The following is a 13,073-nucleotide window of genomic DNA, read 5'->3' on the forward strand; positions in this document are numbered from 1 at the left end:
CGTCACGGCCTTGACCCCAGGCTTCACTTTTCCTGTATAGGGCATTTCTTTCGTATAGGCGACAAAGACCGGCTCCACCTCATTAATTGGAAAAGCGTGAGTGCGCGAGCACGCTCCCCTCGTCAATTGCATGTAGACAATCCCGTTCCGCAGTTTATCTTCAGCGATTAGTTCTTTAACTCGGGCTTCGATTTCCGCTACAGTAAAAGGGACCTTCAGCTGAATCATTTTTGCACTGTCCATTAGACGGTTTACATGCATATTACTCGCAAATACTTCGCCGTTATAAACTCGAATGACTTCATATATCCCGTCACCAAATTGATAACCTCGGTCCTCAATATCAACCTTTACGTCCGATCTTGTTTTAAGTTCGCCGTTATAAATGATTTTTCCCATGTCTTTCTTTCTCCCTCTCAGCCTCTTATTTAGCTAATTCATGAATGGCACGTGCATAAATTGCCGTTGCCTTAAGCATATCTTCAATAACAATATATTCATCCTTTTGATGCGCAATATCTTCACTGCCTGGGAATAGAGGCCCGAAAGCGACCCCTTCCTTCAATGAACGGGCATATGTGCCACCGCCAATTGAAAGGAGCTCTGCTTTATCACCGGTCTCTGCTTCATACACTTGCTGCAGCGTCTTAATCAGGAAACTTTCGCTGTTCACATAGTGAGGCGTTGAATGAGAATTGGACTTCACACGCAAATTATATGCTGCAAGTCTTTCTTCTAATGCCGCTTTTTGCTGTTCCCACTCAAATGTTACCGGGTAGCGCATACTGAAGCCAATGGAACTGTCACCCTGTTTGGAATAGTTGAATACTCCTGCATTAACCGTCAATTCACCTGTTTGCTCATCTGTGTAAGCCACACCTAAATTATTTCCACGGGAATCTTCAAACAAATAATTCTTAATGAAAGTAAAGTAGGATTTCGCATGCGGATCAAGTGTTAGGTCTGCTAAAAATACGGCTAGATGCATACCTGCATTGACTCCATTTTTCGGCTCCATTGCATGAGCTGAAACGCCGTTAAGTTCTAGAAGCACTTGATTTTTTTGTGGAACGGCTTGTCCCTTCAACGAATATTTTTGAAGATAATTTTGATAGTTTGTCACAACTTCAGCGGGATTTACAGCTTCCACTGTGGCCTTTGCGAAATCTGGTACCATATTCGTTCTTCGGCCTGATGAAAATTCAATAACATTTACTTCGGAGTTCGTTCCATTGCCTGCATCGGCTGGATGTATAACTGAGAAATCCCAGATTCCCTTTTCCGCACTGATGATTGGGAAGTCAGCATCTGGCGCAAAGCCCATCGATGGCATTTCTTCCACTTCAAAATAACGGCCAACACAGCGCCAGTTTGATTCCTCATCCGTTCCGATAATCATCCGCACACGTTTGTTCAAAGGCTTACCAATCTCCCTGACAAGCTTCATCGCATGATAGGCAGCCATCGTCGGCCCTTTATCATCGATTGCCCCACGAGCATAAATACGACCATTACGGATTTCAGCACCAAACGGATCCGAACTCCAGCCATCTCCTTCAGGAACAACGTCGACATGACATAAAATACCGATCAACTCCTCGCCTTCACCCATTTCAATATGGCCGGCGACATTATCGACATTCTTCACAGTAAAACCGTCTTTTTCGGCTAACTGAAGCATGTAATCAAGCGCTTCCTTTACCCCTTTACCAAAAGGAGCCTCTTCTGTCGGATGTTCTTCATCCAGTACGCTTTTTATTTTTAATAAATTTTGCGTATCCAGTAGTATGTCCATTTTCCGTTTCTCAACTTCTTCACGCCAATTCATTTCACTCAAAATACGACAACTCCTCTTTTATATATATTTTTTTATTTTATCACTTTTATTATATGATTCGCCAAGCGTTGATACCTTTTTTAAGTATTCCCGTTTTATCACTAACGTCAACCTACTGTCAAAATGACCGTTGCAACTAAAAAACACCCTCTCTCAATTATAAGAGGGTGCCTTCACTAAACTCTCTTCGTCCATTAAAATCATTATTTTTCTGTTTAACCTCGGGATGTATAACGCTAAAAATAAGGAACGACCTAAACTGAATACAAGAAAGGCAAGCCATAATCCATGATTGCCATGTTGTGGGACGGCCAAAAACTGGACAAACAGAAAGGCCAGCAGCGCAAGAAGCATGGAGTTCCGTACAGGAACAGCTTCAGTAGCACCCGTAAACACTCCATAGAAAATGAGTCCGATAAAGGCTGTGAATGGGAATATGACTACCCAAAGTCCGTATACATGGGTCAGTTCAATGACTCCTGGGATATTCGTGAAGAGCAGAATAATTTTATCGCTAAATAACCAGTATAATACAGCAAGTATGAGAGAGGCATACAGGCCCCATTGCGCTGAAAGAGCTAGCGTTTTTTTATAAAGGTGTACATCTCTCGAACCAATGGCTTTCCCAATCAGAAGACTCGATGCATTTGCAAAACCATCAAAGCAATATGCCATCAGATAGTGAATTTGAATGAGTACAGCATTGGCTGCCAAAGTCTCTGTCCCAAAAGTGGCTCCTTTGGCCGTGAAAAGATTAAAAACCGTAATCAAACAAATTGTCCTGATAAATAAATCCCTGTTCACCACCATCATTTTTTTCAAGGAAGTATAATCGAATCCCGCTCGTAAAGAAAAGGTTTCAGGTATGGAAACTACCTTCCTAATCACCAACAAACCAACGAAGAAAGCTGCAATCTCTGAAATCAATGAAGCCGTAGCGACTCCTGATACAGACCAGGAAAACCTATTTACAAAAAGCAAGCACAGGACAATATTGATCAGGTTCATGAAAACTTGAATGAACAGAGACGTTTTTATGCGAGATTTTCCAATTAACCAGCCTAGAATGACATAGTTCATTAATGCAAAAGGCGCACCCCAGATCCGAATACTGAAATAGTCAGATGCAAAGGCAGCAACATCCGACTCCGGCGTGATTGCAGCTAAGGAAACATTTAAAATGGGCTTCTGAATTACGATAAAAAGAAGACCGATAATTGCCGCTATCATAAAAGGACGAATCAAGGCCATCAGGCTTTGTGTCTCATCCCTAGCCCCCTCTGCTTGTGCAGCGAAGGCAGATGTACTAACTCGCAGAAAACCAAAAAGCCAATACATCGTATTAAAAATAATGGTTCCAACAGCTACCCCGCCGATATAAGCAGGATCACTCAACTTTCCAACCACAGCCGTATCAACCGCCCCAAGCAAAGGCGTACTCATTGTCGAAATCGTAAGAGGAATGGCCAAGGATAGATACATTCTGTGATTCATTAATAGATTACCTCCTTTTTACATAAAAGACTTCTCAAACGCCTGAAAAACAAGAAATGGAATGAAGTTATAAAATTTTGTATTGAAAGTACAAAAAGTTTGCAGTATTCGAATTTAATCACTAGAATTGAACATATGGTGCTCATCAACAAAAGTTGCTAGGAAATATATAGTGCTTTTCTCAAACGAGGACCATGATAACGTGCGAAAGGATCTACAAGGTTGCTGGTGAGTATTATCAAATGAACGGTTAAGCTAATTTTGTATATTGACAATTTACGGAATCGAAATTTGAATATTAAAAGGTTGACAACGCTTTCAACTATACCTGTATGTTTTGTTTTTTGAACCAGGGAGTGGGAAGTCTATTTAAATATATCAACTTTCCCAGATTTACAACATCTTTTTTCCCAGCAAGTAAAAGGCAATGTGTAAACGGAAAAATAAAATGCTTGACGGATTCATAAAGGAGTTATAGTATTGCTCGTTGATCATACAACTTTTGCACTATGCGTGGTCATATTGTCCAGCTTTTAAAAATCTATTAGGAGTGATTATGATGGGAAGATTAACTAATAAAGTGGCACTTATTACTGGAGGAGCATCCGGTATGGGTAGAGAAATGGTAGACCTATTCACAAAAGAAGGAGCTCAAGTTATTGCTGCTGACATCAATGAAAAAGCTGTTGCAAAAGTGAACGAGCTAGATAATGTCTATGGTACACTTCTTGATGTATCTTCTGACGAAAGCTGGAAAAAAATGATGGATACTGTTATTGAGAAATTTGGTAGAGTTGACATCCTAGTCAACAATGCTGGAATCTCAACAGAAAAACAAATTAATGATACAACATTGGCTGATTGGCAACTAATGTTAAGTGTTAACGGATTTGGACCTTTCCTTGGTATGAAACATGTTGTTCCTTACATGGTTGAGGAAGGAAAAGGCGCTGTTGTAAATATTTCTTCCTTTACAGCTCAAATCGGTATGGGTTTAAACGCTTATTCAGCTTCTAAAGGTGCTGTTCGTGCTATTTCTAAGGCTGCTGCAACACAATATGGCCGCATGGGCGTCCGTGTTAATGCCATATTCCCTGGTATTATCGAAACACCAATGACACAAAAATTAGAAGAGTCAAAAGAACTTGTGAACCAAATGGTTAAAGCGACTCCATTACAACGTTTAGGTCAACCAGCTGATATTGCAAATGCAGTGCTTTACCTAGCATCTGATGAAGCTTCATACGTTACTGGTGCTGAGCTAGTTATCGACGGCGGATATTCTGCTCAATAAAGAAAGTTAACAATAGACAACCCCGTTTCTGAAATTCAAAAACGGGGTTTTTTTGTTTCATTATTTTAAAACTCGGGCCCACTTAAGGAAGTCAGTTCTCCCCCAAATAATTTAAGTTAAGACACCAATAAAATAGCCAAAAGCTGTAAATACCAAACACCAACTGAAAGCTCCTGCACCTGCGAAAATAATATATTTTCGTTTCCCCATCCCGTTCATCCCAGAAAAATAACTGGCGAAGTGGCGAACACCTGGGATGAAATATGCAATAATAATGGTCCACGGACCGTATTTATTGAACCATTTATCCAGCTTTTCCAGCCTTGCCGGAGTCATCTTAATCCACTTGCCGTGCTTTCTCAAAAAAGGCTTGCCTACCTTTTTACCAATAAAGTAACTGACCAGCATTCCAGAAATCGACCCAAGAAAACTGACAAGGAATGCCCCTTGGACATTTAAAACAGCAATGGACGACAAATAGCCGACAAAAGTCATCATAAACTCATCAGGTACCGGCAAACCAATTATTCCGAGGGCCAGCAGTCCATATATCGCAAAATAACCATAGTTTGATATTAAATCTTTTACCATGTCCATCTCTAGTACTCCATCTCAGACACCCTTTTAATAAAGTAATCCAATTTCTGATACGGGCCTGGTTAACGTGATTACTTCTTTATAATAGGATAACCTAATTTAACCCATATAAGTTGGTTTTAATGAAAAAAGAAAAAAAAAGAGAATACACAAACTCCAAATTGGTTTATTAAGGAAGATTTAAATTACAATGATAGAAACTGAATGTAGAAAGGTGATAAATATGCTGATTAAAAAAGTGAGTCTGTTTGCGAGTGACATTGCTGAAATGAAGAAATTTTATGTCAAATTGCTAAATGCCAAATTGCTAGACGAGAGTCATCATGGTTTTACTATAAAAGTAGGGGCAAGCGAATTGGCTTTTACAGAAACAAAAAACGGAAGTAAATCCTTTTATCATTTTGCCTTCAATATCCCGTCCAATCAATTTCAAGAAGCGAAGCAATGGATCAAAGCACGGACTTCTTTAAATACGGAAGATGGCGATGATGAGGTTTACTTCAGCCACCTCAATGCACACTCGCTATATTTCACCGATCCGACCGGCAATATTGTAGAGTTTATTGCCAGGCATTCAATTGCACCAGAAAGTGAAGTGCCTTTCTCAATGGATTCTTTATTAAACATTGGTGAGATTAATTTAACAACTACCAAAATCGATGCGATCGGTCAGCAACTAATCGACTTTGGTATTTCCCCCCGGGATAACGGCACTTTGAATCCTAATGGCATTTCTTTCATGGGCAGCAATGGTGTGTTCATTTTATTAAGCAAACCGGGACGGCGCTGGTTCTTTTCAGACCGGGCTGCAGAGATTTACCCATTAACAATCGAAGTAGATCCTGGGAAAACGATTCATCAAGATGAAAATGGGAACATTCGGTTCATCTCTTCACCGATATAAGTTTTTCCAACAATAAAGCGGACTCGACAATCGAGTCCGCTTCCTTTTATTTTACAATTTTTATTTCCTTGATCGGCCAATACACTAGATTCGCTTTGCCGACAATTTCGTCGACGGAAATCGTGCCGATTTCACGGCTATCCAAACTATTTTGGCGATTGTCCCCCATAAGGAACAACTGATCATCTGGCACTGTCATGCTGCCGGTTATATCCTCGAGCTTGAAAGAATCGGTCAGCGGCACGCCTGCCATCTGATTCTTATATTTGTCTAGGTAGGGTTCTTCATATGCTTTTCCATTAATATAAAGCGTATCATCTTTATATTCTATATGGTCACCTGGCAGACCGATAACCCGTTTTATATAATCTTTATCTACCGTTGCATGAAAAACAACAATATCAAACCTGTCAATACTATCGATGTTTGTTCCAAACTTATTAAGTACAATTCGTTCGTGGTCTTGTAGAGTTGGCATCATTGACTCACCATCTACGACAATAGGTGCAAAAATATATGTTCGAATTAGAAAGGCCAGAATGACTGCAATCCCGATCGCTTTTATCCATGAAAAAACTTCTTTTCTTTTTTCCAAACGAAGTCCCTCTCTCTGTTTTTTATTCATGTCATTATATCATAATCCATTCATAATCACGTCATACAAATACCCACATTTTTCACTTTATCCATCACTTCCATTTTTCATACTGAACTTCGATGCTTCCCCACTCGATTTCCCGGCGTTGCATTTGTGTCGGGCAAATACCATTATATGTACGTACTTTCTCATTAATTTCTTCAATTCGTTTGGTTAATTCTGATTCAGATGAATTCATTTTTTTTAATCGAACCACGTCAGATAGCTCTCCCCGGATTTCTTTTTGCCATTTAATCCAAAGCGGAAGGAAACCGGCGTCTTTGGCCTTCGTTAAGAAATTATCATACATATTTCCCGATAATGCCGACTTCGGAAGCGGTTTTCCAAAGCCAGGATTATTCTTCAGACCGCCGTCCTTTTCATAGTCCCGAAATATCTGATCCATCCAATTTACATGACCCTCTTCTTTGCCCATTACACTATCTCCCCCCAGACAACTTCGATATTACATCTATTTACAATTATAACATTTAAATCAATATTTTCTCATATACACCAACCAAGAACTTCATTTATTAAGCTCTTTCTACTATTATAATTACATTGTTCTGCCGAAAACATTCCAGCATGCATCCGCATTCAAGCAAAAAGGGATTCCAATATTCCGGAATCCCCTTTTTTCTATCTATTTAACTGTGATTTTCCTTTTTACTAATGCCTTGTTTTTGGACTTATCCGTAACCGTATAAGTCAATGTATAGGTACCCTTTTTCTTGGTATTTACGGTCCCTGTGATTTTGATCTTACTTGTTAAACTGCCATCCAAATTATCTTTCGCCGTTACCCCTGACTTAGGGTTAAATTCCGAGTTATAGTTAATGGTTTTATCTTTGGCTCCGGAAATGACTGGCTTGGTGCTATCTATGGTGATCTTTCTCGTAACGGTTGTAACATTCTTCGATTGATCAGTGACTGTATACTTTAATGTATACGTTCCTTTTTTCTTTGTATTTACCGTACCCGTTACCTTGATTTTACTAGTCAAACTGCCATCCAAATTATCTTTCGCAGTTACTCCTGATTTAGAATTAAAAGCTGAGTTATAGACAACGGTTTTACTTTTGGCGCCGAAAATGACTGGCTTGGTGCTATCTATGGTGATCTTTCTTGTAACTGTCGTAACATTTTTTGATTGATCAGTGACTGTATACTTTAATGTATACGTTCCTTTTTTCTTTGTATTTACCGTACCCGTTACCTTGATTTTACTAGTCAAACTGCCGTCTGCATTATCATTAGCACTCACGTTTGTTTTTGGATTAAATGAAGAATTAAGTCTGATTGTTTTGTTCGCGGCACCTGAAATCACTGGCTTAACATGATCATATACTGTTATTTTCCTAGTAACTTTTGCGACATTTCCAGCTTTGTCAGCTACAGTATATGTTAAATTGTAAGTTCCAATTTTCTTAGTATTTACAGTACCTTCAACACGTATGGCGCTTGTTAAATCACCATCAGATTCATCCTTAGCTTTTACGCTCGATTTAGCGTTAAAAGTTGAGTTGAACGGAATGGATTTACTGGTTGCACCTGAAATGACTGGTTTAACCGTATCCTTAATTGGCACATCAGGACTTGATTGTTTCTTCGCAATGTAAGCTGATGAAACATAGCCCTTCACCTTTTGATCTTCAGTTTGTACGGGGTACCAGACAAATTTATTACCCTTAGATTCGTGATAGTCAAAATTCCCTGTGATGATCAAGCTTGTATTGGATGGCACAGATACGGCACCTTCCGTAGTGATTATTTCTTTCCTTATATTCACCCTGGATGTCGTCACCGCTTTGTCTCCTGCCTTGAACCAATAAACAGAGTCATGCGTTTGATCTGTCAGTGTATATTCCAGATTATTAAAGATGATATTTTCAGTGCTTTCACGATCATATTGAAAATCGGATGTTTTAAAAGGATATTTTGCTAGTTTTGTAACATTCAAATAACTTTGGTTTTCTATCTCAGCAAAAACTTCCTCTTGATAGGCATTTGTATTTATTTTCCCAGTTTCCTGGTAAAGAGGACTGTTCACAGGTTTTGTCCCATTGTATGCCATGACAGGGAAATACCAATTTTCAATAACTTTACGCGCTGCACCTTTGATTTTCGGCAAATCTTTTCTTGAATACATACTGCTCAGTACCTCGACGCCTGCTTCTATATTGTAGACTATATCATTTTCCAACCTTTTCTGGTCATACCCACTTTTATTGGTAAGCTGCATTAGACCGATACCGCCATCGTCGGATTTAATCGGTTGTCCTGCATCATTAAATTGCCTCCAATCCCCGTTTTCCTGCGTAGCAACCGCTTTTAACACCTCAGGGGGGATTTCAGCCTTTATTGCTGCATTCGTCAGTAAGCAGTTAATCTGCTTATGGGAAGGATTTTCATTCGGTTGGATTTCACCAAATGATGAGCATGCATTGGTTAATTCAGACGCTGCAAAAGCCTGTCCATTGAACAAACTGAATGTTAAACAGGTTACTATTCCAGCTTTTACTAAAGGTAACTTCATGAATCAAACTCCAGTCTATTTATATTTAAATTTATAATAATTCTAACATGATAATCTAGTAATTGTAACAATTACTGGAATAAAATTGGTTTTTTGAAATGAAATTCCTAACAAGGATAAACAATTTGTTTATTACCTAGAACAAAAGAAGCTGACTCACATTATCGAGTCAGCTTCTTTCTTTTCCAATCACAAGAATATGTATTTATTATGGTTAAAATTTTTCCTATCTTATGGTTAGATTTTTCGGCGCTATGTGTCTATTCTATTATACAATCACTTCTACCGGTTCTCTCGGTTTCCGCACCAGACACATGATACCCGGCACGATGAAGAAGATAAGGGGCCATACATGAAAGATGGTCAGAATGCCTGTAATGATGAATAAGATTCCGGCTGCCTTCACTTTGCCGCTTTTTACTAGAAAGATAGCAATCAGGCCTCCAGCCAATGCAATAAACAAGGATATAATCCCAGCCCATAATAAGCCAATAAAAAACTTGATTGACATATCCATATCAGACGTTGAAAACTCTGACTCTGTCATTAATGAGTAGTCTACTATTTCTGTTACATCGATACTGTTGATATAAACCGCTGCTATAATCGTCACGATTAATGAAATCGCAGCGATACTCACGCCAATAATACTTAATACAAATTCCCATGTCCGTTTCAATTCATTCGCCTCCCTAGAAAAGTTACTTATATATAATACCCAATCTGGGAAGGAATAAAAGACTTTTCTTAAACATCCTCAGGCTTTTTTTGAGAGCATAAACACGGCTCTGCTATTCTATTATTATTTTTTCTTCACTTCATCAATAAGGCTAATAAGACAAATGCATAATAAAATTAATCCGATAAACGTACCATTGGAACTTGGCTCTTCACCAAAAAATACAGGTGATATGAAAAAATTTAATATAAATATGATTATTGCGAGACTAACTAATACTCTATTAATGAAAAACACCTACCCTTCCATAAGACTAGTTCCGAAGCTACAGGGGTGAATTGAAGAAGACACATAAGGGGAATAAAAAAACGACTCAGATATAGAGCCGTTAATCATCCTTCTTTTTTAACTGTTCGTTTAATTTATCTACTTTATTTTCTAAATGATGCATTTTTGTCATGTGTTTTATAAAGAAACGGAAAACCTTCACAACCATTACGACTAAAAGTACAAGAAGAGCGAGGTAAAATAATTGCCATAATATATCACCAATATTAAACATAATATCACCACCTGAAATAAAATGATTAACAATCTTTTAGTTACAAAAACCTTGTAAAGAAACTAAAAGGACAAATAAAGCTACTAAGATACAAACATACCCTCGAACTTTTCGGTCATTCCGAAGTTTTTCTATTCCCACAAACAACACAAGCAAGAGCTCCTAATAAAAATAAGGTGTATGAAGAGTAGTCTACATTCCTAGTGATCAAACTATAAGATGATAGGGCTATTATACTAAACACCAACGAAATTTGAACCTTTATCAGCAACAAATCCCCTCCAAAGAAAAAGCATATCATTTATCACCATTCTTTTGGCTGAAAAATGGAAAAAAGGCTCTGTATCAGAGCCTAAAAACATTCCTATTCACAATCAAAGCCACCAATTGCTCGACAGACGGTTCATGCGGCATCATATCCGGCGTAAACCCAAAGTCTTTAAGTTTCCTGCCGGTACTTTTCCCGATTACCCCGATGGTAGCTTGATTTAACATCCCGCTAACATCAACGCCTGCCTTGTCCCCATAATCCATCAGCATATCCACTGAATGCTGATTAGAAAAAAGAACCGTATCAACAGCATTTTCTTCTAGCATTCTCGGAAGAATTTCAAGAAATCTTTCATCCACATATTTTTCGATAGATTGAAAATAGTCCTCGTCCCCATAATTTGGATCCAAGTGTTCCTTTTTCCGATCTCCTATAATCAACAGAGTTCCGTCTTCCGTCATCTCTGATTTGAGAGCTGCAATTAACCCTCGTTGCTGTAAGACTTTCTTCGATTTCCTCGATACCACATAAAGCTTGGCCGAAATTTGGCGGAAGTCTATAGCATATTCTGTGAGTAAATCTAAAAACCCATGAACACTCTCTGGTGAGGTAAAGAGCATCCGATCATACAAAAGGAAAGATAGCAGCTGACTTTTTTTAGCTTTTACTTTTGTCGTAATCCATTTAGGAAACTCGATGACATCGCCCCCAAGTTCATAAAGGTTCTCCGCCAAGGAACTTTTTGTCGTTCCCGTTCGAGCTACTAAAAACTGTTGCCCATATAGTGGTTTCTTTTCAAACCATTGCAGCCTTTTTCTTAGTAAAATGATATCCCCGACCAAGGTGATAGCCGGGTTCTGAAGCGACTTTTCACTTACCATTTCCACTATATTGGCCAAGGTCCCCTCCACCGTTTCTTGTCTTCCATAGGTGCCCCATTGAATGACGAGTACCGGCGTGTTCTTTGATTTTCCATGACTGATCAAGTTTTCACAAATATTCGGAAGGTTGGCTACTCCCATATAAAATGCAACGGTATCTACACTTTGTACAAGCCCAGTCCAATCTATTTCCTGTTTGGTACGTTCATGGCCTGTCACCATCGCAAAGGAACGTCCAAAATCCCGATGTGTCACGGGGACGCCTGCATACATGGAAGCGGCAATGCTCGACGTAACTCCTGGAATGATTTCAAATGGAATGTCTTTTTCTTTCAACGATTCCGCTTCCTCCCCAACTCTTCCAAAAACGGCAGGATCGCCGCCTTTCAAACGGACGACATTGTGTCCTGCCAGCGCTTTGGAAACGAGCAGCTCATTGATTATCTCTTGCCTAATACCCTTTGTATAAGGCGTCTTTCCACAATACATCAATTCACAATGAGGAGGGGCAGCTTCCAAAAGCTTCGGATTGAGCAACCGGTCATATAAAATTACATCCGCTTTTTCAATCGCTCTTTGCCCTTTGACGGTAATCAGACCTTCATCACCTGGACCTGCCCCCACAAAATAGACTTTCCCCTTGGCCTTGGTCATCACTTCACCTCTATCTTCTTACTTACTTGAAATGGCATGATAATATTTCACCAGTTCGATTAATGCACTACCCATTCTTTGATCTTCTGGATAGATGACCCGCTTGATTCCTTCATCGATTACGACCTGCGCCGTTACTTTTCCAACTGCAAGAGCAATCACATCGGATTTAAACCAGTCGATTATTTTATCTTCCACACCTTGTTCACGGGCAAATTTCATCAAATTACGAGGCTGCGGTGCGCTCGTGATCACGACAGAATCTATTTTCCCTCCAAGAATTTCTTCGATAAGCTGCTGCATCGTTTCTGTTTCCGGCAGAATATGTTCGTATGGAAGAATTTCTTTATGCTCTACCTTTTGTTCATCCAACCAGTTCATTAAAAGAGGTGCCGGGTCCCCATGCAGTTGCAATGCGACCTTTACATCCCCAAACAAATGGCCCTCTAGATTGCGAACGAGCCCTGCCGTACTTCCATCATCGTCACGGATTAATGGCTGCAGTCCTAGTTTTTTCAGCATATTCGCCGTTTTATAACCCCTAGCTGCGATTTTCATAGACTGCAAAGCTTCTATAAAACGAGCCTCCGCTTCCATCTTCACAGCGGTTTTATATAGAAGTTCCGTTCCCACTCCCGTCGTGAGAATGATCCAATCAAACTCTCCTGCAATTAAGCGGGTGACATCCTCCTCTAGATGAGAATCATCAAGGAAGACCGTCCCC

Annotated in this window: 14 protein-coding genes; 2 read left to right on the forward strand and 12 right to left on the reverse strand. The window is 39.4% G+C overall.

Features of this window, described 5'->3' with window-relative positions; all coding sequences use genetic code 11:
- The 3 genes from AC1DUW_RS13045 to AC1DUW_RS13055 form a co-directional block, all read right to left on the reverse strand.
- Positions 1–399, reverse strand: a 399-nt coding sequence (locus tag AC1DUW_RS13045) for an aminotransferase class IV (protein ID WP_477642704.1), incomplete at its 3' end; no start/stop codon positions are given.
- Between the two features lie 25 nt (positions 400–424).
- Complete coding sequence (gene pepV, locus AC1DUW_RS13050) at positions 425–1,837, reverse strand: dipeptidase PepV (protein WP_053347353.1); 1,413 nt, start codon at positions 1,835–1,837, stop codon at positions 425–427.
- A 153-nt stretch (positions 1,838–1,990) separates the two neighbouring features.
- Entirely contained in the window at positions 1,991–3,331 is a 1,341-nt protein-coding gene (locus tag AC1DUW_RS13055; RefSeq protein ID WP_053347354.1) for an MATE family efflux transporter, read from the reverse strand.
- A gap of 559 nt (positions 3,332–3,890) precedes the next feature.
- Between AC1DUW_RS13055 and AC1DUW_RS13060 the strand changes: the two genes are divergently transcribed.
- Positions 3,891–4,625: an SDR family NAD(P)-dependent oxidoreductase gene (locus tag AC1DUW_RS13060; protein ID WP_053347355.1), complete on the forward strand. Its 735-nt coding sequence runs from the start codon at positions 3,891–3,893 to the stop codon at positions 4,623–4,625.
- Between the two features lie 111 nt (positions 4,626–4,736).
- Here AC1DUW_RS13060 and AC1DUW_RS13065 read toward each other — a convergent pair whose 3' ends face one another.
- Positions 4,737–5,222, reverse strand: coding sequence for a DedA family protein (locus tag AC1DUW_RS13065; RefSeq protein WP_053347356.1), 486 nt, complete (start codon positions 5,220–5,222; stop codon positions 4,737–4,739).
- A 223-nt stretch (positions 5,223–5,445) separates the two neighbouring features.
- Here AC1DUW_RS13065 and AC1DUW_RS13070 point away from each other — a divergent pair, with 223 nt between their 5' ends.
- Positions 5,446–6,126: a VOC family protein gene (locus AC1DUW_RS13070; RefSeq protein ID WP_053347357.1), complete on the forward strand. Its 681-nt coding sequence runs from the start codon at positions 5,446–5,448 to the stop codon at positions 6,124–6,126.
- Positions 6,127–6,172: 46 nt separating this feature from the next.
- Here the strand turns inward: AC1DUW_RS13070 and lepB are convergent, their stop codons facing one another.
- From lepB to AC1DUW_RS13110, 8 genes are all read right to left on the reverse strand, one after another.
- The gene (lepB, locus tag AC1DUW_RS13075; protein ID WP_053347358.1) at positions 6,173–6,721 is read right to left on the reverse strand and encodes a signal peptidase I; all 549 of its coding nucleotides are present in this window, start codon (positions 6,719–6,721) and stop codon (positions 6,173–6,175) included.
- 94 nt (positions 6,722–6,815) lie between these two features.
- Positions 6,816–7,199 carry a DnaJ family domain-containing protein gene (locus AC1DUW_RS13080; protein WP_053347359.1) on the reverse strand — a complete coding sequence of 128 codons (384 nt, stop codon included), beginning with the start codon at positions 7,197–7,199 and terminating at the stop codon, positions 6,816–6,818.
- A 210-nt stretch (positions 7,200–7,409) separates the two neighbouring features.
- A complete protein-coding gene (locus tag AC1DUW_RS13085) occupies positions 7,410–9,302 on the reverse strand; it encodes an immunoglobulin-like domain-containing protein (RefSeq protein WP_477642705.1) in 1,893 nt (630 codons plus the stop codon).
- 268 nt (positions 9,303–9,570) lie between these two features.
- A complete protein-coding gene (locus AC1DUW_RS13090; protein WP_053347360.1) occupies positions 9,571–9,981 on the reverse strand; it encodes a DUF4064 domain-containing protein in 411 nt (136 codons plus the stop codon).
- 388 nt (positions 9,982–10,369) lie between these two features.
- Positions 10,370–10,543 carry a hypothetical protein gene (locus tag AC1DUW_RS13095; protein ID WP_161804950.1) on the reverse strand — a complete coding sequence of 58 codons (174 nt, stop codon included), beginning with the start codon at positions 10,541–10,543 and terminating at the stop codon, positions 10,370–10,372.
- A 36-nt stretch (positions 10,544–10,579) separates the two neighbouring features.
- On the reverse strand, positions 10,580–10,693 hold the full coding sequence (locus AC1DUW_RS13100; RefSeq protein ID WP_161804951.1) for a DUF3953 domain-containing protein: 114 nt from the start codon (positions 10,691–10,693) through the stop codon (positions 10,580–10,582).
- Between the two features lie 195 nt (positions 10,694–10,888).
- Positions 10,889–12,349 carry a uroporphyrinogen-III C-methyltransferase gene (gene cobA / locus AC1DUW_RS13105; protein WP_053347361.1) on the reverse strand — a complete coding sequence of 487 codons (1,461 nt, stop codon included), beginning with the start codon at positions 12,347–12,349 and terminating at the stop codon, positions 10,889–10,891.
- A gap of 18 nt (positions 12,350–12,367) precedes the next feature.
- On the reverse strand, positions 12,368–13,073 hold a 706-nt coding region (locus AC1DUW_RS13110; protein WP_477642706.1), incomplete at its 5' end, for a uroporphyrinogen-III synthase.

Source organism: Peribacillus sp. P4_C12 (genome assembly GCF_056402095.1).